Here is a 23,328-nt window from a genome sequence, read left to right on the forward strand (position 1 = left end):
CGGTTTTTTATTTATTATGCGGCTAATTCCTATACCTAATTACGCTGTTTTTGCACAAATTAAAAAAAGAATTAAAGAAATAAAGCCTTATCACTTTTTTTTCGCGTTCAGCCTTGTTAGAATATGCGTTATGTTTTTAAAAAAAAGTAAGGTTTCGCCCGCTTTAAGCGGGCTTTTATAACCCTTGTTTTAAGGAGGTATTTACGAATGGAACACACATCAGTCGCATCTTTAGTCGTCGTTCTGATCGTCGCTTTTTTGACGCCGCTCCTTTTACATCGGTTTAAGCTCAGCATCCCCGTCGTCGTCGCGGAGATCATCATGGGGCTTATTATCGGAAAAAGCGGCCTGAATCTTGTCGTTCAGGGAGATACGTGGCTGGAGACGCTGTCTGTTCTCGGCTTTATCTTTTTAATGTTTTTAAGCGGCTTGGAAATTGATTTTTCTTCATTTGAGAAAGGGAAGAAAAAACAATTCCTTCCGAATGGCAAGGAAGCGCCCAACACGTTTTCTGCCGCACTGATTATCTTTTTCGGCATCTTTATTTTATCATTGCTGCTGTCCTATACCTTTGTATTAGCCGGTTTTATTCAAAACGCATTTTTAATGACGCTTATTATTTCGACGATATCACTCGGTGTGGTGGTCCCGACTTTAAAGGAAGAACGGATCATGAACTCCAATATCGGCCAGATCATCCTGCTTGTCGCCGTTATCGCGGACTTGGCTACGATGATTCTGCTCGCTTTCTTCTCTTCTCTTTACGGAGAAGACAGCGGAAATATGTGGCTTCTGTTGATTCTCTTTGCCGCGGGGGTCGTGCTGTATTTCTTCGGCAGGATCTTTAAACACCGTTCATTTGTGCAGTCGATGTCCAAAGGCACCGTGCAGATCGGCACGAGAGCCATTTTCACACTGATTATCGTGCTTGTCGCTTTATCGGAATCTCTCGGGGCGGAAAATATTCTCGGCGCGTTTTTGGCAGGCGTTCTGGTATCGCTTCTGTCTCCGAATAAAGAAATGGTGGAACAGCTGGATTCCTTCGGCTACGGGTTTTTAATTCCGATCTTTTTCGTCATGGTCGGGGTGAAATTGGACATTTGGACACTCTTCCAAGATCCGAAAACATTAACGATGATTCCGCTGCTTCTGCTTGCGCTGTTTATCAGCAAGATGTTCCCGGTGTTTTACTTAAAGAAATGGTATGACAAAAGAACCGTGTTTGCTTCGGGCTTTTTGCTGACGTCCACGCTGTCGCTTGTTATCGCGGCGGCTACGATCGGAGAAAGGCTCCACATTATCAGCGCCAATATGTCCGGCGCGCTGACTTTAGTTGCGGTTATTGCCAGCATCATCACGCCGATCGGCTTTAAGAAATTATACAAACGGCAAAGTGCGCCGCAGGAAAAAAAGCGCATTACATTTATCGGCGCCAACCAAATGACACTTCCGGTTACGCTGGAATTGCCCGATGAGGAATATGAAGTACGGGTCGTCCATGTGTATCAGGAAAATGCCGGGGAAACGCTTGCGGAATCCGTTTTTTCGGTTGACACGATTTCTGATTACGAGCCCGGCACGCTTGAGTCGCACGGTATTTTCAAAACGGATATTCTTGTCGTGGCGACGGGAAATGAAGATGTGAACGCCGAAATCGCCTTAATAGCGAAAGAGAAAGGGACTGAGCGTATCATCGCAAGCGTCGGCTCGGTTGAGCATGAAACAAAACTGAAAGAAGAGGGCATCAGTATTTTTTCTATCCTTCTGTCTACAAAGACGCTCTTGCGCGCATTAATTGAGGCGCCGGGCGTGATGAGTCTCCTGACGAATGAGGAGTCTTCGTTATATCAGATCAATCTGGAAAACCCGGCGTATAACGGCATCATTCTGCGGGAATTTCCGCTGATGGGCGATGTGATTTTCGTCCGGATTTTCAGAGGTGTGGACAGCATCGTTCCGCACGGAGACACGCGGCTGAAAACAGGAGACCGTCTCATCGTCACGGGCTCGCGCAACTACGTGTCGGAACTGAGAAAAATCCTTGAAGCTTGACCAAATTGCAATTCGTGATAATATAGAAGGCATAACAAATAAATCATTAATCGTATGACCACTAGGGGTGTCCTTCATAAGGGCTGAGATAAAAGTGAGACTTTTAGACCCTCATAACTTGAACAGGTTCAGACCTGCGTAGGGAAGTGGAGCGGTATTTTTTTGGGGTTCCTTTTATCCATTTAAATTCCAAACCACTTTTCCGATGCGGGAAAGTGGTTTTTTTATTTTATCAGGGGGGAAGAAATGATGACATTTTCTGAAGAATGCAGACTGGCGGCTGCCGAATGGTGGGACGGAAGTTTTGTTCATCCGTTTGTAACGGGAATCGGTGACGGAAGCCTGCCGATAGACCGTTTCAGCTATTACGTGCTGCAAGATTCCTACTATTTGACGCATTTTGCAAAAGTTCAGGCGTTCGGCGCCGCATATGCCGAAGACTTGTTTACGACGGGCAGGATGGCGGGCCACGCTCAAGGGACATATGAAGCGGAAATGGCGCTGCACCGCGAGTTTACGGAGCTTTTAGGGATTACGGAAGAAGAGCGTGCGGCATTTAAACCGGCACCGACCGCCTATTCTTATACGTCTCATATGTACAGATCGGTGATGAGCGGCAATTTTGGAGAAATATTAGCTGCGCTTCTGCCCTGTTATTGGCTTTATTATGAAGTCGGCGAACACTTAAAGGAGTGCAAACCGGAGCATCCGATTTATGAAAAATGGATCGGTACATACGGCGGAGACTGGTTCAGACAGCAAGTCGAAGAACAGATCAGCCGTTTTGACGAGATTGCTGAAAACAGCACAGAAGACATCCGTGCGAAAATGAAAGAGAATTTTGTGATTTCAAGCTATTATGAATATCAATTTTGGGGAATGGCTTATCAAAAAGAAGGCTGGTCCGAGAAGGGCGGAAAAGAGGTGGAATCTTTTGGAGCTGCACGCGGTAACTGATAATCGCAAATCCGTTGCCGAGCTGGCCGAAGATATTCTTTCGATTCAGCGCGAAGTAAGCTTTATCCATATCCGTGAGCGGGATAAAACAGCGGGAGAAATCATGCAGCTTTTGACCCTTTTGAAAAAGGGCGGTGCGGATAAGGACAAATTGATCATCAATGACAGGGCGGATATCGCGCTTTTTGCCAATATACACCGTGTTCAGCTTCCGTCCCGCAGCTTTTCCGTAAAGCAGGTGCGAAGCAGATTTCCCCATCTTCATATCGGACGTTCGGTTCATTCGCTGAAAGAAGCCATCCAAGCTGAAAAGGAAGATGCGGATTATGTGGTGTTCGGCCATGTATTTGAAACCGAATGTAAACAAGGACTTGAAGCAAGAGGCATCAGCCTGCTTTCAGAGATCAAACGCACGCTTTCCATCCCCGTCATCGCAATCGGCGGAATGACACTGCAGACGATCGGACACACAAAGCAGGCGAAACCGGACGGAATTGCCGTCATGTCAGGTATTTTCTCAGCTGAAAATCCTGAGGAGGCGGCAAAGCGGTATGCACGCGCGGTAAGGGAGGCCGATTATGAAGAAGCACTATGATACGGCGGTGATCGGCGGCGGAATTATCGGGTGCGCCATTTCTTATGAGCTGGCGAAGACGCAGCAGAACATTGTCTTGCTTGAAGCCGGAGAAGTCGGCCGAAAAACGACAAGCGCTGCCGCGGGAATGCTGGGCGCTCATGCGGAATGTGAAAACCGGGATGCGTTTTTTGATTTTGCCATGTACAGTCAAAGGCTGTATGAAGCGGCGGGGCAAGAGCTTGAGGAAGCTTGCGGCATTGACATCAGGCGCCATAACGGCGGAATGCTTAAACTGGCGTATACCGAAGAAGATATCGCCCGTCTACGGAAGATGGATGATCTGCCTTCCGTCACCTGGCTTTCAGCGGAAGATGCCCTTGAAAAAGAGCCTTACGCTTCAAAAGACATTCTCGGCGCAAGTTTTATAAAAGACGATGTCCATGTCGAACCGTATTATGTCTGCAAAGCGTATGCAAAAGGGGCGCGGCGCTATGGCGCTGACATATATGAGCATAAACAAGTCACCTCCGTAAAACGGGTGAACGGAGAATATTGCATCACAACATCCGGCGGGGATGTTTATGCTGACAAAGTCGCAGTTGCCAGCGGGGTATGGAGCGGCCGGTTTTTCAGCCAGCTCGGCTTGGGACAGCCTTTTTTTCCTGTGAAAGGAGAATGCCTTTCCGTGTGGAATGACGATATCCCGCTGACCAAAACCCTTTACCATGATCATTGTTATGTCGTCCCGAGAAAAAGCGGCCGGCTGGTCATCGGCGCCACGATGAAACAGGACGACTGGAGCGATACGCCTGACATCGGAGGAATTGAGGCCGTCATTGCAAAAGCGAAAACCATGCTTCCCGCCATCGAACATATGAAAATAGACCGGTTTTGGGCGGGTCTCAGGCCGGGAACAAGAGACGGAAAGCCGTTTATCGGGCGGCATCCTGAAGACAGCGGGATCATCTTCGCCGCCGGCCATTTTCGGAACGGCATCCTGTTGGCGCCGGCAACGGCTGAAATGGTGCGGGATATGATCCTGGAAAGACAGATTAAAAAGGAATGGGAAGAAGCGTTTCGAATTGATCGCAAGGAGGCTGTTCATATATGATCCTTCAGCTGAACGGAAAACAAATTGATTGGAATCGAAATGAGGGGACGGTTCAGGATTTGCTTGAATCGTACCAGCTTGATCAAAGAATCGTAGTTGTGGAGAGAAATAAAGAAATCATTGAAAAAAAGAATTATGAAAATACGAGTTTGTGTGACCGCGATGTCATAGAAATTGTCCATTTTGTAGGAGGCGGATGAGGATGTTAACAATAGGCGGAAAACAGTTTCAGTCAAGATTGCTGTTAGGAACGGGAAAATATCCGAGTTTTGAGATTCAGAAAGAGGCGGTGGCTGTCTCGGAATCAGATATTTTAACCTTTGCGGTAAGGCGGATGAACATCTTTGAAGAGTCTCAGCCTAACTTTCTTGAACAGCTTGATTTGTCTAAGTATACGCTTCTGCCGAATACGGCCGGCGCCGCAACGGCTGAAGAGGCGGTCCGAATCGCAAGGCTTGCCAAAGCTTCAGGGCTTTGTGACATGATAAAAGTAGAAGTCATCGGATGCAGCCGGTCACTTTTGCCTGATCCGGTTGAAACGCTGAAAGCATCAGAACAGCTGCTCGAAGAGGGATTTATCGTGCTTCCGTATACGTCAGACGATGTCGTGCTCGCAAGACGTCTTGAGGAGCTCGGGGTGCATGCCATTATGCCGGGCGCTTCGCCGATCGGTTCCGGTCAGGGAATTTTAAATCCGCTGAATCTATCCTTTATCATTGAACAGGCGAAGGTGCCGGTCATTGTCGATGCCGGCGTCGGATCTTCAAAAGACGCCGCCTACGCGATGGAGCTCGGGGCAGACGGCGTGCTGTTAAATACCGCTGTGTCAGGCGCTGTTGATCCGGTCAAGATGGCCCGGGCGATGAAGCTTGCCGTAGAAGCGGGCCGCCTTTCTTATGAAGCGGGGAGAATTCCGGTGAAAGATTACGGAACTGCAAGCAGTCCGCGAGACGGTCTTCCGGTATGATGGACAGATATTCCAGACAGGAGCTGTTTCAGCCGATCGGTCCCTCCGGCCAAGAGAAGCTCCGGTCGTCTCATGCCGTGATTATCGGCGCGGGTGCGCTTGGGACGGCAAGTGCGGAGATGCTTGTCAGAGCAGGAGTCGGGAAGGTAACGATCGCTGACAGAGATTATGTGGAGTGGAGTAATCTCCAGCGCCAGCAGCTTTATACCGAAGACGATGTCAGACAGGAAATGCCGAAAGCCGCGGCGGCTGAAAAACGGCTTCGATCTATAAATAGTGATGTAGAGGTCGAGGGATTTGTCATGGATGTCACTGCGGAAAACGCACCCGGATTGATTCGTGGCGCCTCCCTCATCGTGGATGCCGCTGACAACTTTGAAACGAGGCTGATTGTGAATGATGCGGCTGTACAGAAAGGGATTCCCTTTCTGTACGGCGCCTGTGTCGGCAGCTACGGGCTCTCTTTTACCGTCATTCCCGGTGTCACGCCGTGCCTTCATTGTCTGCTTGAGACATTGCCTTTAGGCGGTATGACATGCGATACGGCGGGAATCATCAGCCCGGCTGTATTGCAGACGGCCGTTTTTCAGGCAGCAGATGCGCTGAAGCTGTTAACGGGCGGATCTATCGAGCATGTTCTCCGTTCCTTTGATTTATGGAAAAATGAACGGTCAGAAATAAACGTCGCCCGTCTTAAGTCGGCTGATTGCCCAAGCTGCGGCACGAACGATTATCCATTTTTATCCTATGAAAATCAGACAAAAGCGGCGGTTCTGTGCGGGCGGAACACGGTGCAGATCAGAGCGGGGATCTCTGAACAGTTTGATCTGCAAAAACTTGCGGGACAGCTCAGACGGACAGGGCTTGATGTTTCAGCCAACCCGTATTTAATTTCGTTTTGCAAAGACAATTTCAAGATGGTACTGTTTCGTGACGGCAGAGCATTAATACACGGCACAAGTGATATCAGCAGAGCGAAATCCTTTTATCATAAATGGATCGGATAATGCGAAAGGAGAGAAAAACATCATGAGCATATGCAAAGCATTGACGATTGCCGGATCAGATTCAGGAGGCGGCGCCGGTATACAGGCGGATCTCAAAACCTTTCAGGAGCTCGGCGTTTTCGGGATGTCAGCCATTACAGCGGTCACCGCCCAGAACACTTTGGGCGTTCACGGCATTTATCCGCTCACCCGGGAAGCGCTGGGCAGCCAGATTGACGCGGTGGCGGAAGATTTGCGGCCTGACGCTGTAAAAACGGGAATGCTGTGGAGCGCGGAAATGATTGCGGAAATTGCGGAAAAAACGGATCAGTACGGGCTTGATCATGTCATCACGGACCCCGTCATGATTGCCAAAGGAGGCGCTTCCCTGCTGCGTGAGGAATCTCAGGCCGCGTTAAAAGAGCTGTTAATTCCGCGCAGCTATGCGGTGACGCCGAATGTTCCGGAAGCTGAGGTATTGACGGGAATGGAAATCCGCACGTTTGAGGACCGGAAAAAAGCGGCCGAACGCCTTTGCAAGCTTGGTGCAAAGCATGTCATCATAAAAGGCGGACACCAGCCTGAACAGGGGAGGATCGTTGATTTATTATTTGACGGTTCGTCTTTTACCCAAATCAGCCACGCTTATATTGACACCAAACACACCCACGGAACAGGCTGCACGTTCGCAGCCGCGCTGACGGCGGAAACGGCAAAGGGGAAAAACATTCAGACCGCGTTTGTGACAGCCGTCAATTTTGTGCGGGAAGCCGTGGAACATACGCTCGGCATTGGAGAGGGACACGGCCCGACCAATCATTTTGCCTTTAAAAGGAACAGTCTGCAGACGAGATAAAAAAGAGACCGCTTCTACATCCGCGGTCTTTTTCCCATGCTTTCAATCTGGACAAGGTTATGATATGATAAAAATTAAGATCAGGTACTAAAACTATGTCTTTAAGACGATTACAGGAGGCTTTATACATATGAATTTCTCACTTGAAGGCCGCAACATCGTTGTGATGGGCGTTGCCAATAAACGCAGTATCGCATGGGGAATCGCCCGTTCGCTGCATGAAGCCGGAGCGCGCCTCATTTTCACTTACGCGGGAGAGCGCTTGGAAAAATCAGTTCATGACCTTGCGGCTACATTAGAAAGAAATGATTCCATCATCCTTCCGTGTGATGTGACAAATGACGCTGAGATCGAAGCTTGCTTTGCGAGCATTAAAGAGCAGGTCGGCGTGATTCACGGCATCGCGCACTGCATCGCGTTCGCAAACAAAGAAGAGCTTGTCGGCGAATATTTAAATACGAACCGCGAAGGATTCCTGCTTGCGCATAACATCAGTTCTTACTCTCTGACAGCGGTCGCAAAAGCGGCGCGTCCGATTATGACTGAAGGCGGAAGCATCGTTACACTCACTTACCTCGGCGGAGAGCGCGTCGTTTCAAACTATAACGTAATGGGTGTGGCAAAAGCGTCTCTTGATGCGAGCGTAAGATATTTAGCCGCTGACCTAGGAAAAGAAAACATCCGCGTCAACAGCATTTCAGCAGGACCGATCCGTACGCTGTCTGCAAAAGGAATCAGTGATTTCAACTCCATCCTGAAAGAAATTGAAGAGCGCGCGCCGCTGCGCCGCACGACAACACCTGAAGAAGTGGGCGACACGGCTGCATTCTTGTTCAGTGACCTGTCAAGAGGCATCACGGGCGAAAATCTTCACGTTGATTCAGGATTCCATATTACCGCACGTTAAATAACAAGCAGTCCCTTTCAGGGATTGCTTTTTTCTTTCTTCTGATTTTAATCATTCCGTCATATAAATAAAACATGACAGAATCGGAGGGATGAAGATGTCAAAACAAAACAGAAACGCGGAAAAAAAACCGCTCATGTATATTGTTCAGGCGGATTATTCAGACACGCAATCATCAATGCAGGACATATTAATCAAAAAAAGGAAAGCGCCTCAGCCGCCGGAAGAAGAGCCGATGCATGGAAAGCGGGAGGAAGAATGTCAAACTCAGCCTGAAGGAGCAGTGGCTGTCGAACCAGAAAAGCAAGTACCTGAACAGCACAGCCGCGCAGAAGAAGCCGTTCAAGAAGTTCCGGCGCAAGCAGAGCAGGACACTGCCAAGCCTGACGCCGCTAAAAAAGAGTCTGATGCCGCTGAAAAAGAGCCTGAAGCGGTTCACAATGCCGCCCCAGAGGAAAAGGTTCCGCCAAAGCGCGTGAAAAAGCCGATGAGCAGAATGTCCATTCTTGAAAAAATTGATTTCTTAACGAAGCTGCCGCATAATATGCCGCGGACCCTTTGTCTGATAGAAGCCAACGGGAAAACCTACAGAGGCGTAATCGTCGGCAGAAAAAATAATGCGATCTTCCTGCGGACGACAAGCAACGGAGCGCCGGCAGAACTCGCAATAGACGATATTACCTCGCTGCATCCGCTTGGATTTTAACCATACAAAAAGCTGCCTGAATTCTTAATCCGGCAGCTTATTTTTATGCTTTTTGATTTAAGAATGTGTGCGGTTGATCAGTCTCGGGTTCAGGCAATTGATGGCGCAGAAGCTATGGAGATCGGCTTCAACGCAATAGTTCGTTTTTTCTAAACGGAATACATCGCAGAGAGAGTCTTTATCTGTAAAATCAAGAATGTGCTTATGCTCGTCAAAAGCAATAAGCAGGCTTAATGTGGCACAGCCGTCACAGACCCTTTCAACTCTGAAAAAAACGGTGTTAAAACACGGACCGTTATCCAGCTCGCCGACATTTCCGAATGCGGTAAACGGTGATGATTTAGAAGTGAAAAGCACAAACGGCACTGTATCGCCTAATGAAAAACCCGGCGATAAAAGGTTGGAATAGCATCCGGCCGGGCAATCTTCCTCGACCGCATTTTGCAGGTCTTCAATATTTTCTACCGCTTCACGCACACAGTATGTTGTATGCTTGCTCATAATATCCCTCCTGACTTCACGTTTTATATACCGGATTAAACGATATCGGAGAGTCAGCCGCCCGGAAGTCCGGGCGGGCTGATGATTGCATCTGTAATAGAAGGTTGGAAGGGGATTCTTCTTTAGGAAAGATGCGAATCAATGACTATCCGTGATGCTTTTTCTCTTTGTGCGGCTCAGGCCGGTCAACAAGCTCCGGTGAAAGGCATTGAATGGCGCTGAAGCAGCTCAGATCAACTTCAATGCAAAAATCTGTTTTTTCTAAACCGAAGAAATCCGGGTCACAAGGATGGCAGACGCTGAGGGTGTCGCCGTGCACATCTACGGGGCGCAATACTGAAAGCGTTGCGCAGCAATCACAAACTCTTTCTGCCCGGAAGAAAATAGACTCGAAGCACTGGCTGTCATCCGCAAAGCCTCCGACGTTCCCGAATGTGGAGAACAAACCGCCTTTTTTATCAAACAAGAGAAACGGGATGGTATCTTTACCGGTAACCGTCGGGCTTAACAGATTGGTATAGCATCCAGTCGGGCATTGTTCTTCAACAGCCTCTTGTTCTGCTAAAATCTTCTCGACTGCATCGCATACACAACTTTCATCTCGGCCATGGTGTTTTCCGCAGCTCATGGATTTCAGCTCCTTCTTTTAGGGTATTTGACTTTTGTCTTTAACAACATATGTACGCGAGCCTCACTTGGTGTGGGTGAACGTCTATATATTCATCATATGCGGAGAAAATAAGAAAAAGCAGAGCATTTTTAGCTCTGCTTTTTCTTTTTAGAGGACAAGGGTGATGACTAAGACAGCAATCAGTAAATTTGTCGCTGTTGAGATCAAAACTGCGATATCGGCATCTACTGTTGTCACGTTTACGCCGCGGGAGTTTTCGATGAGCAGTTTTTGACGGTTGATTTGTTTGTTAGCTGTTAGCTGCAATAAGTCTTGTGCGACCAATTCAGCGATGACTCCGTCAGCGATTGAAGTGAGAGTGGCCGTTACGACTGCTGCATTAATCGCTGTCATGACTGAAGCGACTGCTTGAACGTCTGTTGACGTTACGTTAATATCACAAGAGTCTCTGATAATAATCGCTTCTTCAGAAACTTGTTTGTTGATATTCGCTTGAGCAAGGTCTTGGTCAAGGAAGGCATTATCTTCGCCAAATCCATGTCCGTTACAGCAAACATTACATCTTCTGCCTTCTTTTTCTTCTTTTTCTTCTCGCGGATGTTCGCATTCAGGATCAAGTGCAACCCAAGAGTATGGTCTGCTTTCCATATCTATTCCTCCTTTTCTTTTACTATTATTAAATGAGCCGGCCCCTTACTTTGACTCAGGCATCTATCCTGATAAAAATCACTATTTTTTAGTTATTGACCGGGATTTTGGCGTCTTTGCCGGAGCTGTTCGATTAATTGTTCTCTGCGGGTTTGCGGATTGGTCTGCTGATCTTGCGCTTTTTCCTGCTCTTTTTTCTGTTTCTGGCTTTCAAGAAAAGCTTCTGTTTTTGCCTGCATGTCTTTGACTAATGCGATCAGCATTTCTTTTTCTTCATCAGGTATTTCCCGCATTTTATCTTTTGTCACGCCGTGTTTTTTGAAGACATTGCTGACAAGCACCTTTAAAAGCGGATCCACTTCTGGTAGATTTTCGAGTTCTTTTTTTAATTTTTCGTTATCTGCCATTTGTTCTCACCTCTATTTAAATATTTGAAAAGAAAGGTTAAAGGATGTCTAGTTCAGCAAAAAGTATATTTAATAATTGAAACAAAATTTGTACAAAGGCCATAATATCGTCTGCAGTCAGTGTGATTTTAATATTGCGGCTGTTCAGGACTTGAATGACGGTCCTCTTTTTTATTTGGCAATCATCCAGGATCAGCAGTTCGGTTGCTATTTGGTCGGCTGTGTCTTCATCTGCGATCGCGAGCTGTGTCGCGAGGATAATCGCCGTAGTAACTGAGGCTTGTATAGAAAGAGCGGCCGTTATATGTGTTGTATCTATTGTGACATTTTCGCAATCAATCACTTCGATCGTCTGCTCGAATTCGTTGGATAATTGTTCGTATATTTGCGGTTGCAGTGTTTCGACTTTTTCTTCAAACGACATAACCTTCACTCCTTTCTCATTCATACTTTATATAATGCAAATGAAACGCCGAGCGGAATAAGAAAAACAACTAAACCGCACCTATTTTTTTACCGGACAAGGTGCGATTCATGAAGATCAGGGTTTTCGCATATGTATAAAGAGGTCAAGTTTTGAAAAGGAGTGAACAGGTGGTTATCAATTGGCTTTCATTTATTCTGTTATCGTTTGCCGTTTTCCGGCTGGCCAGGCTTTTCGTATTTGACACCATTATGGCGCCGCTTCGGAGCCTTTTTCACGAGGAAAAAACAGAAACCGCACCCGACGGCACGACAGAAACCTACATTGTCATAAAAGGAAAAGGCATCAGGGCATTTATCGGTGAACTTCTCAGCTGCTACTGGTGTACGGGCGTGTGGTGTGCCGCCTTTTTAATTGCGGTCCAGATTGTGGTACCCGAGGCTGCGCAATGGCTGATTTTGCTGTTAGCCATAGCCGGCGCGGCCGGGATCATTGAAGCTGCGGTTTCTCGTCTTCTGCAGGAATAAGGCGGTTCCACCAGCAACTTACCGTCACCTTCGGCATAAACTGGCATATATGACATAAGGAAAGGAAGGATCACCATGAGTCAATCAAGCAAACCTTCCCAACATTCTCCATACAAATCAACTGTGCATCAGCCTTACGAAAAAAAAATCAAGAAAAAAGGCTGCGGCTGCGGCCAAAAGAAAAAACCGAAATAGCCGTTTTCTAAAAAACCGGAGCTTCCGGTTTTTTTGTTTTTTGCCGAACGCCGGCCTCTGTTCGGCATAGATCATAGGAGGAGGGGATGTTATGAATATATTTGAATCATTCATAAACGGTAAATACCGCCGGCACAATCAAAACCAGCGGGAGCATGACAAATATATCTTATCTATTGAAAAACAGCTGTCTGAGTTTGATGAAGCGGGATCGCGCTTTGAGGAATGGATAGATGTGTTTGCCGCCGAAACAGAAGCAAAACTGAAGAAAAATGAGCATTCTCACTAAAATGAATGAAATCCGCACCGGCCCTATGCATTTATCCAAGCCAAACAAGTCGGCTCACATAGAGTATAGGGAGTAAAGGAGGTGCTTAGATATGGGATTCGGATATGGCGGATTCGGCGGCGGCTACGGCGGTTATGGCGGCTGCGGCGGATACGGAGGCGGCTATGTCGGAGGCGGATACGGCTCAACATTTGTTCTTGTTGTCGTATTGTTCATCCTTCTGATCATTGTCGGTGCATCCTTTTTTGGCTAAACCTTAGCAAGACCTTGGATAAGCGCGGGACCGTTCAGTCCCGTGCTTCCCTGATGTATGAAGGAGTATAGAGACGGGGCACTCGGAATTTTTTCCTTGTCTTACGGGCACATGTTCCGCTCTTTATTCATACAATATCGTATTACTCCACAAAAGGAGGCACACCATGGATAATCAATTTTTCAAAAATATTGAGAAGAAAACAGGCGTCAGCATGAAGGATGTCATGAACCTTGCAGGATCATTGCAAAATGCCAATTTCAAAGATGAAAACACGGTGAGAGGCGTCATTCAGAAGGTGTCCCAGCTGGCTAACAAGCGTGTTCCGAAAGAATTGGAAGACAAAATCGTTCAATCTATTACAAGCGGTAAAGAGAAACTTGATTTTGGCACCATTTCTAAAATGCTGAACAATAAATAGGCGTCAGCCGGCCTTGCTAAAAAGGCCTTTTTATGTGAGAAGAACCCGGCAGTGATCTGCCGGGTTCTTTATATCCTGAGTGCGCTCCGTCTGTCCGTCCGAAGAAGGGGCTCGAGAAATCTTGAGCTGCGCGCTGTTTTTCCCCGCCTGTACGCGGGACAAGATACATATAAATGCTGCATGGCCCTTGTCATTGCGACATAGAGAAGCCGTCTTTCTTCTTCGAGCGGAGCGGGATCGCCCTGTCTGGCCGTCTCAAGTGCGAAGTCATGGGGGATCGAGCCGTCAGCCGCGCCTAAAATATAGACCGTATTGAATTCAAGACCTTTAGAGCGGTGAATGGTCAGCAGTTCGACGCCGTTTTCATCGGTTTTCAGATTCTCAGCGGCGCGCATATGATCGACATGCGCAAGAAAATCGGGAATGGTTTTGAATTTTTTGGCGGCCACTTTGACATCCCTGAGATCATCAGAGCCTTTTTCCAGTTTGTTTCCCTCATTGCCCCGTTTTTTTAAATACTCGGAAAAACCCATTTTGCTTTCTGCAAAGGTGATGGCTTCAACCGGCTTCATTGTCCGGATGCTTGCGAAAAACGGAACGATCTGCTTGATCTTCCCTATTTGAAAAGGCTTCAGGTCAGGCAGTTTCGTCATTGCCTTAATCATCGTGCAATCTTCCGTAATTGACAGCGCCTTTAACGTTTGCAGGGCGGATTGCTTTAAAAATAAGGCGGGCAGCAGGTCTTTCACCGCATCCGGATCATCTTCATTCTGGCTCGCATATAAGTAGGCGAGGATCTGGCGTACGATTCTGCGGCTGTAGAACGTCTGCACGCCCCGGTCGGCATGATAAGGAATCGATGATTGGTGCAGTCTTTCATAAATGGCCCGTCCGGCGCTGTTTGTCCGGTAAAGCACGGCAAAATCGTCAGGACTCGCCCCGTTTTGAATCTTCTCTTTCATATCCGAAACGATCATGGTCGCTTCTTCTTCTTCATCGTAAGGAAAAAACATCACGGGATTGTGAACGCCGTCTTTGACGGCAGAAAGTGTTTTTTCATACCGTTTTTTATTTTTCTTTACGACGGCATGAGCGCTTGAGACGATCGGATGCGGCGATCGGTAATTTGCCGTTAAGTAAATGGTCTTTGCTGCCGGATAATCTTTCTGAAAATCTAAAATGAAAGACGGGCTGCTGCCGCGGAACGCATAAATGGATTGGTCGTCATCACCCACGCAGCACAGGTTATTCTCTGGGCTTGCGATCATTTGCATAATGTTGTACTGGACAGGATTGATATCTTGAAATTCATCAATCAAAATATGAGAAAATCTGTTTTGGTACTGCGCGAGAATATCAGGCCGGCTTTGAAACAGTTCATAACAGCCTTGGGCCATGTCATCAAAATCAAATTGCCGTTTTTCCTGCTTCTGCCGTTCGTAATGTTCGTAGAGCCTGTACACTTTTTTCTCCCAGTCGTCCGCAAGCGGAATGGTCTCATGGGGGAGATACGTGTTTTTCCAGCAGCCGATAAGCTGAAGCGCCTGGTCGACGGGAAACTCTTTTTCATCCAAGTTTTCTTCATAGAGCGCCTTTTTCACATATTGCTCTTTTTGCCACTCCATTTTTAAAAGCTGGCTGCCGTTCCATTTTGAAGAATCATAATGACAGAGTATTTTATAGAAAAAACTGTGGAATGTTCCGGTCACGAGACGGGAGACTTTTCCGGCTGCCAGACCGTACTCATTTGCCATCCGCTCTTTCATTTCGGCGACGGCTTTTGTCGTAAAGGTCACAAGCAGCATATTCTCAGGTGAAATGCCGAGGTGTTCAATCATATGGGCGGCGCGTGCTGTCAGCACCCTTGTTTTTCCGCTTCCCGCTCCGGCAAGCACTAATAAAGGCCCGTCCGTTTCAGTAACTGCCTTCATCTGTTCACGGTTCAGGCCGATGCCGGGGAACAAAGATGTATCAGCCGCCTCGGATGTTGGTGAAAACGGTTCGGCCGCAGGCACTTTTTTCGGGCTTTTCCATTCTGAGACGATCGGTTTCGGATTCTCTGAAATCGCTTTTCCTTTCGGCAGGCGGAACATGCCGGCTTCCTTATACTCTTCTTTTTCTTTCTCCGCTTGTGGTTCCTCGGCCGCGCATGCTTTTTCACAGGCGGTGAAGTCTCCCTTTTGCCGGTGATAAAATGCGGGCTGCTCTAAAATCGAAAGCCTCATCAAGACGGGCTGCTCACAATGTGCGCAAAAAATATTTCCTTTCTGAGCTTCTTCAAAAAGGAATTGGTAATGTTCTCTAGAATATGTATGTAAATGTATCGTTCGGTTATTCAGTCGGGCGCATTTCAAAAAGGGGTCCTCCCATTAAAAGGTGTTCATCCATTTGATAGACAAAGAATATCATAACAAAAGAACAGCGTTTCAAAAAGTAAGATTAAGGGAAATGAAAGCGAAGGGGAGGGGTACATATGATTTATGCAGGACGGATTCAAAACCAGCAGTATTCTCAATACGCAAACCGGGCAGCGGGTTATAAGTCTGATTATGCCGGCATTACGAAAGCGGCCGCCCTTGCCAATGACAGGGTGTACAGAGAGGTGGAGCGCCGCCAGGAAAACACCGCAGCCGCAGAAAAGAAAGTACATGAGGAAAAACGTAAGCGCTCTCTTTCCCGTCTGCCGCAAATCATGGGAAAAGGCCGGTTGATAAATCAATACGTGTGAAAAAGCCCGGATATATCCGGGCTTTTTTGAGTCGTATATATGAAAGATGCGGAAAGGAATGATTCAATTTGAGAAAGCTTTCATTATGAATTGCGGGGTTATTTCTATTCGGCCTCTTTACTGCCGGAATGAAACCGGCAGACGCGGCGGAGAGCTCCGCAGCAAAAGATGTCACTCTCACACAGCTGGCGCCGCATGTCTGGATGCATACAAGCACCGGTACGGCAGACGGAAGTCCCGTCCCTGCGAACGGATTGCTTCTTGAGACTTCCAAAGGAATCGTACTGATTGACACTCCGTGGAATGACAGTCTCACAGAGCAGTTAATGACACAAATAAAACAGCGGTTTCCCGGCAAAAGGATGACCGATGCCATTGTGACACACGCTCATGACGATCGTATCGGCGGGCTGAACACCCTGTATACATACGGTGTAAAGGTGCACAGCACGAAGCTGACCGCCGACTTGGCCCGACAGCAAGGATATGACCGGCCGCTCGGAGATTTGAAAAACGTGACAAAGCTGCAGTTTGGCGATATGAAAATTGAAACGTTTTATCCGGGAAAAGGTCATACGGAAGACAATATGACCGTCTGGCTGCCTGAGGAGAAGCTCTTATTCGGCGGATGCTTAATCAAGGCTTTAGAAACAAAGGAAATCGTACCTACTCCGGGTTTTTATCCGGATCAGTGGCCGCGCGCCGTCCGCAAAGTCATGAAAAGATATCAGGACATCAGCATTGTCGTTCCGGGCCATGGCAGTCCGGGGGATGACCGTCTGCTGCCGCATACGATAAGCCTTCTGAAAGAAACGTAATAAAGAAGACCGGCGCTCCCATTACGGAGTGCCGGCTTTTTTTATCTCTTCCTGATTTTCATAAAACTGAGGAAAGCAAGTGCAAGCGCCAAAACGGTATATCCCGCTATCGGCCAAATATGCTGATGAAAGGAAGAATAATCTCCGGATATGACTTCCTGGGCCAGTTCGATCGAGTGAACAAACGGTAAGGCATAAGCGATATGTTTGAATGTGTCACCGAGCAGGCTCACCTCCATCCAAGCCCCGCCCAGAAATTGCACGAGTGTAATATAAATCGTTCCGATACCTGAAATTTGTTTGTCCGTAAACACAGCCCCTAAACATAAACCGAAGAAAACGGACATCATCGCAATCGGCAGCAAGACAGCGATACCTGCGAGAAGATTCATCCACTCGGCGGATAAACCGGCAGCCGCTGCTGCGATAAAACAAATGACGATTTGTAAAATGGCTAACGGCAGCATCGGCAGTGCATAACCGATGACATAATCGGCTGTTTTTAAAGGGGAAGCAAACAAACGGGTCAAAAGGGCGGTCTGTTTGTCTTTTGCGATCAGCAATGCAGAGAACATCGTAAGGAAAGCGAAACCGAAAACAATGAGTCCGGGTGCTAAGTGCTGAATTTTAAAGGTATCAAGCGGCGCATTTTTTTCAATCGCCGTAAACAGAAACAATAGAATAACAGGCAGTGCGATTCCAAGGATAATAGACAGGGGGTCACGAAAAATTTCTTTGCGGTTGCGAATGGCGAAATCAAGCATAAAGACCCGCCTCCCCGTCACAAATCGCTAAAAAGGCATCTTCAAATGTGGCTGAATGAGTTTGCTTTTTCAGGGCCTCCGCCGTGCCCAGTGCTTTTAAAGTCCCATTTTCTAAAATGCAAATACGATCTGCCAGGGCTTCAGCCTCTTCTAAATAGTGTGTCGTTAAAATAATCGTCATGTCACCCTTTAATGCCTCAAGATTTTTCCACAACTCGCGGCGTGAACGGACGTCCAGCCCTAATGTCAGCTCATCTAAGAAATAAATATCCGGCTTGGTGATCATTCCCATTGCGATGCTGAGGCGGCGCTGCATTCCTCCTGATAATGTTTTTGTTTTTGCTCTTTCTTTCTCTTTTAATTGAAACAATTCGAGCATCTCATCTGTTCTTTTTTTTGCTTCTTTTTTCGGAATTCCGTAGACTCCGGCTATAAATTCCAAGTTTTCCCGTACGGTTAGATGAGGCGCGATAGCTGTTTCCTGCGGGGACATATTCAATTTCGGTTTTATTTTATCCAAATCAGTCAAAATACTGTGTCCAAGCACTGATGCATCACCGTCATCCGGAGAAAGGAGTCCGCAAAGCATACTGATTAATGTCGTTTTTCCGGCTCCGTTCTCACCGAGTAAAGCGAAAAATTCCCCTTTCTCAACTGAGAACTCAAGACGGTCAACGGCGGCGGTTTCTTTATAATGTTTCGTTAATTGCTTCAGCTCAATCGCGTGCATTTACTCATCCTCGCTATCTTCATCTATTTGCTTAGCGTTTAAAATATCTTTTGCAAATTCGAAAAAGAGTTCTTGTTTAACAAGTGCGATACCTTGCTGGTCATCTCCGAGCATAAGCAGTGAATCCCCCGGATTTATATCGAAAACATCTCTTGCTTCTTTAGGAATGACAATCTGTCCTTTTGTACCCACTTTAACAGTCCCGAATATGTGTTTTCCTTTTGGTGCCGTCATGTTTATCCCTCCGAAATATGAATTGTACTTTTTGTATGAATTGTAATACTTCGCATACTAAACATACATTAACCTTCCATAAAATGCAATAAAATTCATGAAATAGTATTATTTTCATAAAAAAAGCACTCCTGCCATATCAACAGGAGTGCTTTTGATTTTATCGTTTGTGTTCCTTTATCATTTCCAGATGGGGGATGCCCGCATCGAGAAATTCTTCGCCGGATGTGACGCGGTATCCTTGTTTTTCGTAAAACGGAACCGCCTGCGTCTGCGCATGTAAGATAAAGCTGTCGGCGCCCTTGGCTGCCGCCGCTTTTTCAAGCGCCTGCATAATGATGGCTCCGACGCCTAAAGAACGATGGCTTTTCATCACGCAGATGCGCTCTAATTTTCCATGCCCGTCTTTCAAGCGCCATCTGCCGGCTCCGACCGGCTGGCCGCCGTCATATATGACTATATGCTCTGACGTGTCTTCGAATTGATCAATCTCTTCTTCTTCCGGAACGTGCTGTTCTTTAACAAAGACCTCTTTTCTGATGAAAAAAGCGTCGTTTAGCTGTTTTTCAGTTTTTGCGATGATGGATTCCAAGCAGTTATTCTCCTCCGCCTAATAAAAATGTTTCGTACACAGTCCATGAGCCGTTATCCAGCTGATAGAGCAAGTGAAAACGGTCGATGACTTCTTCGTGGGAAATGTCCTGCATTTTCAGCTGTCCGAGTACGTCGGAATGTTCATCTGACGACAGCTTCTGGCCGACCGTGACATGCGGAACGAAGCTGTATTCCGGCTCGCCGGATAATGCTCCTGAGTAGCATTTCTCACTCAGAGATTTTAATTCCTCCGTCGGCTCTGCTTTCATATATATCACATTATTCACAGGAGAAAACGAGCTGTATTTTGTGATTTTCAGAACGAGCGGATGCGACTCTTTCGCCGTCTGTCTCAGCTGTGATACGACCTGCTCGATTTCCTGTTCTGTCGCTTCAAACGGATCTCTTAGCGTCAGGTGCGGAGGAATGAGCGCGTAGCTCGGGTCGTAGCGTTTCCGGTACGAATTTGCGAGATCCTGTAATTTTTTTGATGGAAATAAAACAATACCGTATTTCATGAAAGTTCCCTCCTTAAATGAATGGTTACAGCATTTTTTTCAGCGCCGGCGTGATGAGCGGCTGCCAGTAGGTCCATTTATGATCCCCGTCGAAGGTTTCATACGTGTATTCAGACTGTTTGCTTTCCAGCAGCTGTTTGAGCTCTTCGTTCGGCGCGGTGAAATCAAGAACCTGCCCGTCCGTCGTGTGAACGCCGGTTTCTTTTTCTCCGATTTGATGATAAACGGAAATCTGTTTGAGATCCTCCGACTGCCGGACGGCATCCAGCACGTGCCCGTCAACATACGGAGACTGCATGATGACGTTTCCAAACATATTCGGATAGTCAATCGCCGTCATGAGCGAAACGGTTCCGCCGAGGGAATCCCCAATCATGGTGCGGCCGTATCCGACTTGATAAGTCGGGTATTCTTTGTCGATAAAAGGAACGAGCTCATTTGCGATAAATCGCTTATATGAGGCGAACTTAGAGCCTTCTGGATGGTATGTGTTTCTTCGCTCCCGCACATTTTTATAAGGGACGCCGATAATGATGCAGCGGTCAATTTCCCCTTTTGACATAAGCTCTTCCGCCTGCCGCCCGATTCTCCCTAATCTGAAATAATCATGGCCGTCCTGAGCGATGATCGTATGATATTTATACAGGGGGGAGAAGGTGGCGGGCAGGTAGACCAAAACGGTCATTTCCTCTTCAAGCTCATGGGAGAAAAGTTTTTTCTCATGAATGATTCCGTTTTTTGATGCCACTTCGCATTCCTCCAGGCCGCTTCTTGTCTTGATGGTTTTTTCCTATTGTACCATGAATTATTAGAAATTTCTTTCTTCAGATGCACTTCTTGCGAGAGTTCAGATAAATAAAAAGTTATTGAAATTCATTTTATAGTGCGTTAATATAGAACAATCAGAAAATACAAAACAATATTCTTATCACGAGAGGTGGAGGGACTGGCCCTTTGAAACCTCAGCAACCGGTTTGCTTTGCCGCGGGAAGGCAAAGTGCCAAGGTGCTAAATCCAGCAAGCGATTCACATGCTTGGAAGATAAGAGGAAGAGAAAAGCTCCTTCTTCTTATGAAGAGGGGGCTTTTTTATTTTTGAAAAAGGATGGTGCTTACTGATGACGCAGCATGTTGATACAAAATTAGCCCAAATCGGAAATAGAAGCGAAGAAGCAACGGGAACGGTCAGTCCGCCGATTTATCTGTCCACCGCCTATCGCCATAGAGGAATTGGAGAATCTACAGGCTTTGATTATGTGCGTACGAAAAACCCGACACGCCAGCTCGTTGAAGACGCTATCGCCGTGTTGGAAAACGGTGCGAGAGGCTTTGCTTTCAGCTCGGGAATGGCAGCCATTCAAACGATTATGGCTTTATTTAAAAGCGGAGATGAATTGATTGTATCCTCCGATTTATACGGAGGCACGTACCGTTTGTTTGAAAACGAATGGAGAAAATACGGCTTAAGCTTTATTTACGATGATTTCAGCGATGAAGACTGTTTACGCTCCAAAATAACGGAAAACACGAAAGCGGTATTTGTTGAAACACCGACAAACCCGTTAATGCAGGAGGCGGACATTGAAAAAATCGCCCGGATTACGAAAGAAGCCGGCCTGCTTTTGATTGTGGATAATACGTTTTATACCCCGGTGCTCCAGCGTCCGCTTGAACTGGGAGCGGACATCGTCATTCACAGCGCCACAAAATATTTAGGCGGGCACAATGATCTCCTTGCCGGTCTTGCTGTCGTAAAGGATGAAGAGCTCGGCGAGATCATGTTTAATCACCAAAATGCGATCGGCGCCGTTCTCCCGCCGTTTGATTCGTGGCTTTTAATGAGAGGGATGAAAACACTCGGACTCAGAATGCGCCGTCATGAAGAAAACGCCCGTGAACTTGCGGAATTTTTAGAACAGGAAGAAGAAATCGCCGATGTGTTATATCCCGGAAAAGGCGGGATGCTGTCTTTCCGGCTGCAAAAAGAGGAATGGGTCAATCCGTTTTTAAAGGCGCTGAAAACGATCTGTTTCGCAGAAAGTCTCGGCGGGGTGGAAAGCTTTATTACATACCCCGCGACACAGACGCACATGGATATTCCTGAAGACATCCGTATCGCAAACGGCGTCTGCAACCGTCTGCTGAGATTTTCAGTGGGCATTGAACATGCAGAAGATTTGAAGCGGGATGTAAAGCAGGCATTACAGCAAGTAAAAGAGGGGGCCGTGTCATATGAGTAATCACAATTGGACGCTGGAAACCCAGCTCGTGCACAATCCATTTAAAACAGACGGAGCCACCGGAGCCGTCAGCGTCCCGATCCAGCATGCTTCCACATTCCATCAGTCTTCATTTGAAGAATTCGGGACATATGACTACAGCCGCTCAGGCACACCGACAAGAACAGCGCTTGAAGAAACGATCGCAGGTCTTGAAGGCGGAACGAGAGGCTTTGCTTTCAGCTCGGGAATGGCGGCGATTTCGACGGCATTTCTGCTCTTATCCCAAGGCGACCATGTCCTCGTCACGGAGGATGTGTACGGCGGAACATTCCGCATGGTGACTGAGGTTCTGTCCCGTTTCGGGATCGAACATACCTTTGTCGATATGACGGACACAGAAGCGGTCGCCCGCGCCATCCGGCCGAATACGAAAGCCATCTATATGGAAACACCGTCAAACCCGACGCTCGGCATCACGGATATTAAGGGCGTCGTCAAACTGGCAAAGGATCACGGCTGTCTGACATACCTTGACAATACTTTTATGACGCCTGCTCTGCAGCGTCCGCTTGATCTCGGTGTAGATATCGTGCTCCACAGTGCGACGAAATTTTTAAGCGGACACAGTGACGTGCTGTCAGGCCTTGCCGCCGTAAAGGATGAAGAGCTCGGCAATCAGCTGTATAAGCTGCAAAACTCATTTGGAGCGGTGCTCGGCGTTCAGGACTGCTGGCTCGTATTGAGAGGCTTAAAAACATTGCAGGTCAGACTGGAAAAAGCGAGCCGGACGGCTGAGCGGCTGGCTGCCTATTTTGACGGGCATCCCGCCATCAAAAACGTTTACTATCCCGGCCTTGCCGGACACCCGGGAGCCGATACCCATAAACGGCAAGCGAGCGGAGCGGGCGCCGTCCTGTCTTTTGAATTGGAAAGCAAAGAAGCCGTCAAAAAGCTGGTCGAAAACGTATCGCTTCCGGTATTTGCCGTCAGCCTCGGCGCTGTCGAATCCATTCTCTCATACCCTGCAGCCATGTCGCATGCCGCCATGCCGAAAGCAGAGAGGGAGAAACGCGGCATCACAGACGGCCTTCTGCGCTTGAGCGTCGGAGTCGAAAACGCCGAAGATTTAGAACGGGACTTCGAACAGGCATTGAAAAAAATAACCCCTGCCCAAGTGAGATCATAAACGAAAAGGGCGCCGTCAATTTTGCGACGCGCCCTTTTTTTATTTTAGATAAAAAAAGTGTTGACGAATGAGAAATCAGGATATATAATTATAAATGTCAGAGAGACAACAACATACCCA

General features: G+C 47.3%; 30 protein-coding genes and 2 riboswitches. Of the genes, 18 read left to right on the forward strand and 12 right to left on the reverse strand.

The annotated features are described in order from the left end of the window. Positions 1–207: 207 nt before the first annotated feature. The 10 genes from JNUCC22_RS05855 to JNUCC22_RS05900 all read left to right on the forward strand — a co-directional run bounded on the left by JNUCC22_RS05855 (position 208) and on the right by JNUCC22_RS05900 (position 9,119). Complete coding sequence (locus tag JNUCC22_RS05855) at positions 208–2,052, forward strand: monovalent cation:proton antiporter family protein (protein WP_216062204.1); 1,845 nt, start codon at positions 208–210, stop codon at positions 2,050–2,052. 53 nt (positions 2,053–2,105) lie between these two features. Further along, positions 2,106–2,214: riboswitch (TPP riboswitch) on the forward strand. A gap of 87 nt (positions 2,215–2,301) precedes the next feature. Then, a complete protein-coding gene (tenA, locus tag JNUCC22_RS05860; RefSeq protein WP_007409099.1) occupies positions 2,302–3,009 on the forward strand; it encodes a thiaminase II in 708 nt (235 codons plus the stop codon). Next, the gene (tenI, locus tag JNUCC22_RS05865; protein ID WP_015239576.1) at positions 2,987–3,604 is read left to right on the forward strand and encodes a thiazole tautomerase TenI; all 618 of its coding nucleotides are present in this window, start codon (positions 2,987–2,989) and stop codon (positions 3,602–3,604) included. The genes tenA and tenI overlap by 23 nt, the downstream gene beginning before the upstream one ends. Next, the gene (gene thiO / locus JNUCC22_RS05870; RefSeq protein ID WP_216062205.1) at positions 3,588–4,697 is read left to right on the forward strand and encodes a glycine oxidase ThiO; all 1,110 of its coding nucleotides are present in this window, start codon (positions 3,588–3,590) and stop codon (positions 4,695–4,697) included. Before tenI ends, thiO begins: the two co-directional genes overlap by 17 nt. Further along, positions 4,694–4,897 (forward strand): sulfur carrier protein ThiS, encoded by a 204-nt coding sequence (thiS, locus tag JNUCC22_RS05875; protein ID WP_007409096.1) that lies wholly within the window; start codon positions 4,694–4,696, stop codon positions 4,895–4,897. Before thiO ends, thiS begins: the two co-directional genes overlap by 4 nt. Next, positions 4,894–5,664: a thiazole synthase gene (thiG, locus tag JNUCC22_RS05880; RefSeq protein WP_100001371.1), complete on the forward strand. Its 771-nt coding sequence runs from the start codon at positions 4,894–4,896 to the stop codon at positions 5,662–5,664. The genes thiS and thiG overlap by 4 nt, the downstream gene beginning before the upstream one ends. Beyond that, entirely contained in the window at positions 5,661–6,671 is a 1,011-nt protein-coding gene (gene thiF, locus JNUCC22_RS05885) for a thiazole biosynthesis adenylyltransferase ThiF (RefSeq protein WP_216062206.1), read from the forward strand. The genes thiG and thiF overlap by 4 nt, the downstream gene beginning before the upstream one ends. Before the next feature lie 22 nt (positions 6,672–6,693). Continuing rightward, positions 6,694–7,506, forward strand: coding sequence for a bifunctional hydroxymethylpyrimidine kinase/phosphomethylpyrimidine kinase (gene thiD, locus JNUCC22_RS05890; RefSeq protein WP_132106254.1), 813 nt, complete (start codon positions 6,694–6,696; stop codon positions 7,504–7,506). A gap of 130 nt (positions 7,507–7,636) precedes the next feature. Continuing rightward, positions 7,637–8,413: an enoyl-ACP reductase FabI gene (gene fabI, locus JNUCC22_RS05895; protein WP_012117300.1), complete on the forward strand. Its 777-nt coding sequence runs from the start codon at positions 7,637–7,639 to the stop codon at positions 8,411–8,413. Between the two features lie 97 nt (positions 8,414–8,510). Then, complete coding sequence (locus tag JNUCC22_RS05900; RefSeq protein WP_015239581.1) at positions 8,511–9,119, forward strand: CotO family spore coat protein; 609 nt, start codon at positions 8,511–8,513, stop codon at positions 9,117–9,119. Positions 9,120–9,176: 57 nt separating this feature from the next. Here the strand turns inward: JNUCC22_RS05900 and cotZ are convergent, their stop codons facing one another. The 5 genes from cotZ to JNUCC22_RS05925 all read right to left on the reverse strand — a co-directional run bounded on the left by cotZ (position 9,177) and on the right by JNUCC22_RS05925 (position 11,730). Continuing rightward, on the reverse strand, positions 9,177–9,620 hold the full coding sequence (cotZ, locus tag JNUCC22_RS05905; RefSeq protein WP_216062207.1) for a spore coat protein CotZ: 444 nt from the start codon (positions 9,618–9,620) through the stop codon (positions 9,177–9,179). 145 nt (positions 9,621–9,765) lie between these two features. Beyond that, entirely contained in the window at positions 9,766–10,248 is a 483-nt protein-coding gene (locus JNUCC22_RS05910; protein ID WP_003154995.1) for a CotY/CotZ family spore coat protein, read from the reverse strand. 150 nt (positions 10,249–10,398) lie between these two features. Beyond that, complete coding sequence (locus tag JNUCC22_RS05915; protein WP_015239583.1) at positions 10,399–10,899, reverse strand: spore coat protein; 501 nt, start codon at positions 10,897–10,899, stop codon at positions 10,399–10,401. 92 nt (positions 10,900–10,991) lie between these two features. Next, positions 10,992–11,306, reverse strand: a complete 315-nt coding sequence (locus JNUCC22_RS05920; protein ID WP_015239584.1) for a hypothetical protein — start codon at positions 11,304–11,306, stop codon at positions 10,992–10,994. 37 nt (positions 11,307–11,343) lie between these two features. Next, positions 11,344–11,730, reverse strand: coding sequence for a spore coat protein (locus JNUCC22_RS05925; protein ID WP_003154992.1), 387 nt, complete (start codon positions 11,728–11,730; stop codon positions 11,344–11,346). Between the two features lie 170 nt (positions 11,731–11,900). Here JNUCC22_RS05925 and JNUCC22_RS05930 point away from each other — a divergent pair, with 170 nt between their 5' ends. The 4 genes from JNUCC22_RS05930 to JNUCC22_RS05945 all read left to right on the forward strand — a co-directional run bounded on the left by JNUCC22_RS05930 (position 11,901) and on the right by JNUCC22_RS05945 (position 13,415). Next, positions 11,901–12,257 (forward strand): DUF1360 domain-containing protein, encoded by a 357-nt coding sequence (locus JNUCC22_RS05930; protein ID WP_015239585.1) that lies wholly within the window; start codon positions 11,901–11,903, stop codon positions 12,255–12,257. 286 nt (positions 12,258–12,543) lie between these two features. Then, positions 12,544–12,741, forward strand: coding sequence for a hypothetical protein (locus JNUCC22_RS05935; RefSeq protein WP_012117306.1), 198 nt, complete (start codon positions 12,544–12,546; stop codon positions 12,739–12,741). Positions 12,742–12,832: 91 nt separating this feature from the next. Further along, a complete protein-coding gene (locus tag JNUCC22_RS05940) occupies positions 12,833–12,994 on the forward strand; it encodes a YjcZ family sporulation protein (protein ID WP_007610678.1) in 162 nt (53 codons plus the stop codon). A 166-nt stretch (positions 12,995–13,160) separates the two neighbouring features. Next, entirely contained in the window at positions 13,161–13,415 is a 255-nt protein-coding gene (locus tag JNUCC22_RS05945) for a sporulation-specific transcription regulator SpoVIF (protein WP_003154986.1), read from the forward strand. Between the two features lie 68 nt (positions 13,416–13,483). Here JNUCC22_RS05945 and JNUCC22_RS05950 read toward each other — a convergent pair whose 3' ends face one another. Then, entirely contained in the window at positions 13,484–15,769 is a 2,286-nt protein-coding gene (locus tag JNUCC22_RS05950; protein ID WP_216062208.1) for an ATP-dependent helicase, read from the reverse strand. Positions 15,770–15,888: 119 nt separating this feature from the next. On the opposite strand from JNUCC22_RS05950, the gene JNUCC22_RS05955 reads away from it, so the two are divergent. Together JNUCC22_RS05955 and bla are read left to right on the forward strand one after the other, a co-directional pair. Further along, positions 15,889–16,143: a hypothetical protein gene (locus JNUCC22_RS05955; RefSeq protein WP_007409082.1), complete on the forward strand. Its 255-nt coding sequence runs from the start codon at positions 15,889–15,891 to the stop codon at positions 16,141–16,143. A gap of 128 nt (positions 16,144–16,271) precedes the next feature. Beyond that, a complete protein-coding gene (bla, locus tag JNUCC22_RS05960; RefSeq protein WP_039062911.1) occupies positions 16,272–16,961 on the forward strand; it encodes a subclass B1 metallo-beta-lactamase in 690 nt (229 codons plus the stop codon). 41 nt (positions 16,962–17,002) lie between these two features. Here bla and JNUCC22_RS05965 read toward each other — a convergent pair whose 3' ends face one another. The 6 genes from JNUCC22_RS05965 to JNUCC22_RS05990 form a co-directional block, all read right to left on the reverse strand. Next, complete coding sequence (locus tag JNUCC22_RS05965; RefSeq protein WP_199022474.1) at positions 17,003–17,725, reverse strand: ABC transporter permease; 723 nt, start codon at positions 17,723–17,725, stop codon at positions 17,003–17,005. Continuing rightward, entirely contained in the window at positions 17,718–18,455 is a 738-nt protein-coding gene (locus tag JNUCC22_RS05970) for an ABC transporter ATP-binding protein (protein ID WP_216062209.1), read from the reverse strand. The genes JNUCC22_RS05965 and JNUCC22_RS05970 overlap by 8 nt, the downstream gene beginning before the upstream one ends. Next, on the reverse strand, positions 18,456–18,689 hold the full coding sequence (locus tag JNUCC22_RS05975) for an AbrB/MazE/SpoVT family DNA-binding domain-containing protein (protein ID WP_007409078.1): 234 nt from the start codon (positions 18,687–18,689) through the stop codon (positions 18,456–18,458). Positions 18,690–18,849: 160 nt separating this feature from the next. Continuing rightward, on the reverse strand, positions 18,850–19,281 hold the full coding sequence (locus JNUCC22_RS05980) for a GNAT family N-acetyltransferase (protein WP_061581917.1): 432 nt from the start codon (positions 19,279–19,281) through the stop codon (positions 18,850–18,852). 4 nt (positions 19,282–19,285) lie between these two features. After that, positions 19,286–19,801, reverse strand: a complete 516-nt coding sequence (locus tag JNUCC22_RS05985) for a YjcG family protein (protein WP_007610690.1) — start codon at positions 19,799–19,801, stop codon at positions 19,286–19,288. Positions 19,802–19,826: 25 nt separating this feature from the next. Further along, entirely contained in the window at positions 19,827–20,549 is a 723-nt protein-coding gene (locus tag JNUCC22_RS05990; RefSeq protein ID WP_012117313.1) for an esterase family protein, read from the reverse strand. Between the two features lie 174 nt (positions 20,550–20,723). After that, positions 20,724–20,849, forward strand: a riboswitch (SAM riboswitch). Between the two features lie 69 nt (positions 20,850–20,918). Between JNUCC22_RS05990 and JNUCC22_RS05995 the strand changes: the two genes are divergently transcribed. Together JNUCC22_RS05995 and metC are read left to right on the forward strand one after the other, a co-directional pair. Beyond that, positions 20,919–22,040, forward strand: coding sequence for a methionine biosynthesis PLP-dependent protein (locus JNUCC22_RS05995; protein WP_012117314.1), 1,122 nt, complete (start codon positions 20,919–20,921; stop codon positions 22,038–22,040). Continuing rightward, positions 22,033–23,208, forward strand: coding sequence for a cystathionine beta-lyase (gene metC / locus JNUCC22_RS06000; RefSeq protein ID WP_007409073.1), 1,176 nt, complete (start codon positions 22,033–22,035; stop codon positions 23,206–23,208). Before JNUCC22_RS05995 ends, metC begins: the two co-directional genes overlap by 8 nt. Positions 23,209–23,328: the final 120 nt, after the last annotated feature.

It is taken from the genome of Bacillus sp. JNUCC-22 (assembly GCF_018861275.1).
Classification (GTDB): Bacteria; Bacillota; Bacilli; order Bacillales; family Bacillaceae; genus Bacillus; species Bacillus velezensis.

Bases quoted from the DNA above. Each gene is read 5' to 3' on its own strand.
- JNUCC22_RS05910 (WP_003154995.1), bottom strand. From the start codon at position 10,248: ATGAGCTGCGGAAAACACCATGGCCGAGATGAAAGTTGTGTATGCGAT.
- cotZ (WP_216062207.1), bottom strand. From the start codon at position 9,620: ATGAGCAAGCATACAACATACTGTGTGCGTGAAGCGGTAGAAAATATT.
- JNUCC22_RS05925 (WP_003154992.1), bottom strand. From the start codon at position 11,730: ATGTCGTTTGAAGAAAAAGTCGAAACACTGCAACCGCAAATATACGAA.
- JNUCC22_RS05900 (WP_015239581.1), top strand. From the start codon at position 8,511: ATGTCAAAACAAAACAGAAACGCGGAAAAAAAACCGCTCATGTATATT.
- thiS (WP_007409096.1), top strand. From the start codon at position 4,694: ATGATCCTTCAGCTGAACGGAAAACAAATTGATTGGAATCGAAATGAG.
- JNUCC22_RS05985 (WP_007610690.1), bottom strand. From the start codon at position 19,801: ATGAAATACGGTATTGTTTTATTTCCATCAAAAAAATTACAGGATCTC.
- bla (WP_039062911.1), top strand. From the start codon at position 16,272: ATGAAACCGGCAGACGCGGCGGAGAGCTCCGCAGCAAAAGATGTCACT.
- tenA (WP_007409099.1), top strand. From the start codon at position 2,302: ATGACATTTTCTGAAGAATGCAGACTGGCGGCTGCCGAATGGTGGGAC.
- JNUCC22_RS05915 (WP_015239583.1), bottom strand. From the start codon at position 10,899: ATGGAAAGCAGACCATACTCTTGGGTTGCACTTGATCCTGAATGCGAA.
- JNUCC22_RS05945 (WP_003154986.1), top strand. From the start codon at position 13,161: ATGGATAATCAATTTTTCAAAAATATTGAGAAGAAAACAGGCGTCAGC.
- JNUCC22_RS05955 (WP_007409082.1), top strand. From the start codon at position 15,889: ATGATTTATGCAGGACGGATTCAAAACCAGCAGTATTCTCAATACGCA.
- JNUCC22_RS05970 (WP_216062209.1), bottom strand. From the start codon at position 18,455: ATGCACGCGATTGAGCTGAAGCAATTAACGAAACATTATAAAGAAACC.
- thiD (WP_132106254.1), top strand. From the start codon at position 6,694: ATGAGCATATGCAAAGCATTGACGATTGCCGGATCAGATTCAGGAGGC.
- JNUCC22_RS05995 (WP_012117314.1), top strand. From the start codon at position 20,919: ATGACGCAGCATGTTGATACAAAATTAGCCCAAATCGGAAATAGAAGC.
- JNUCC22_RS05920 (WP_015239584.1), bottom strand. From the start codon at position 11,306: ATGGCAGATAACGAAAAATTAAAAAAAGAACTCGAAAATCTACCAGAA.
- thiO (WP_216062205.1), top strand. From the start codon at position 3,588: ATGAAGAAGCACTATGATACGGCGGTGATCGGCGGCGGAATTATCGGG.
- thiG (WP_100001371.1), top strand. From the start codon at position 4,894: ATGAGGATGTTAACAATAGGCGGAAAACAGTTTCAGTCAAGATTGCTG.
- thiF (WP_216062206.1), top strand. From the start codon at position 5,661: ATGATGGACAGATATTCCAGACAGGAGCTGTTTCAGCCGATCGGTCCC.
- metC (WP_007409073.1), top strand. From the start codon at position 22,033: ATGAGTAATCACAATTGGACGCTGGAAACCCAGCTCGTGCACAATCCA.
- JNUCC22_RS05855 (WP_216062204.1), top strand. From the start codon at position 208: ATGGAACACACATCAGTCGCATCTTTAGTCGTCGTTCTGATCGTCGCT.
- JNUCC22_RS05935 (WP_012117306.1), top strand. From the start codon at position 12,544: ATGAATATATTTGAATCATTCATAAACGGTAAATACCGCCGGCACAAT.
- JNUCC22_RS05965 (WP_199022474.1), bottom strand. From the start codon at position 17,725: ATGCTTGATTTCGCCATTCGCAACCGCAAAGAAATTTTTCGTGACCCC.
- fabI (WP_012117300.1), top strand. From the start codon at position 7,637: ATGAATTTCTCACTTGAAGGCCGCAACATCGTTGTGATGGGCGTTGCC.
- JNUCC22_RS05940 (WP_007610678.1), top strand. From the start codon at position 12,833: ATGGGATTCGGATATGGCGGATTCGGCGGCGGCTACGGCGGTTATGGC.
- JNUCC22_RS05975 (WP_007409078.1), bottom strand. From the start codon at position 18,689: ATGACGGCACCAAAAGGAAAACACATATTCGGGACTGTTAAAGTGGGT.